This is a genomic window from Exiguobacterium sp. UBA6282, from assembly GCF_002440475.1.
In the GTDB taxonomy this organism is placed as follows: domain Bacteria; phylum Bacillota; class Bacilli; order Exiguobacteriales; family Exiguobacteriaceae; genus Exiguobacterium_A.
The window spans coordinates 434-1,344 of the sequence record NZ_DJUM01000032.1; the positions used below are offsets into that span (position 1 = coordinate 434).

The 911-nt window shown below is 49.3% G+C and carries 1 protein-coding gene; it reads right to left on the reverse strand.

Features of this window, described 5'->3' with window-relative positions; genetic code table 11:
- Positions 1-598 (reverse strand): HAMP domain-containing protein (locus B2751_RS09820; RefSeq protein ID WP_290774534.1); only part of this gene is annotated, 598 nt, incomplete at its 3' end.
- Positions 599-911: the final 313 nt, after the last annotated feature.

Below are 911 nucleotides of genomic sequence, written 5' to 3' on the forward strand. Positions count from 1 at the left end.
TCAAGGCGAGCAAGTTCGTCTGACTCGAGATTGCTTGTAGTGTGCCAAGGACTTTGGCAATCTCATCCGATCGTTTACCGAGGAAGTCGGACGTATTTTGGATTTCCTGTTCGAGTGAGACGGAATGATCAAGTAAATCGGCGATCGTCTGTTTCGTTACATCACTTCCGCGAACGGCTGCGGAAGCGACGGTCGAGACTTCCGATAATGTCGTTGACGCGACGTGTTGCATGGCCGTCGACCGTTCCTTGACGCCATGAACGGCATGGGACGAGCGCTCTGCTTGTTTCGTCTGTGTTTCACCAGCCGCCGCGATCTCTTCCATCGTTCGTCCGATTTTCAGAGAAGCTGTTTGGACGTGCGTTGCATTCGTGGAGAGTTCGGCAGATGCATCCCGGACGGTCGTCGCTGAAGTCGTCAAAGCGAGAATTGTTTGACGTAGTCGAGCCCGCATCGCGTCAAAGTTCTCGGTGAGATCCGTCAACTCGTCTTGGATGAAACGTGTCGGACGCTTTGGCGTCCGTAAATCACCAGAGGCGATGGCAAGTGCTTCTTGACGGAGTGTTGATAAAGGACGATTGATTGATCGACCAATCAACCAAGCAATCAACGTGGCTAANNGACGAAGTTGATCAACGATTGACTGAGCATTTCTTCTTTCGGTGCATACAAGGAAGCATAGTCAAGAACGACAGCTAACTTAAAGCCTGTTTTTGACGAGGTCTGCCAGATGACGACGGATTTTGTACCGGCGACGTCCATGATGTTCGAACCCGACTCTTGTTCCATCATTGCTTTAGGAGCAGAGAAATAAGGTTTTCCGTCTTCTTTCATCTGCGTTACGTTTTTGAAGAAATAATTTTTATTTGGATGGGTGACAATCTTTCCGTTTTGGGTATAGCTGAAGACGA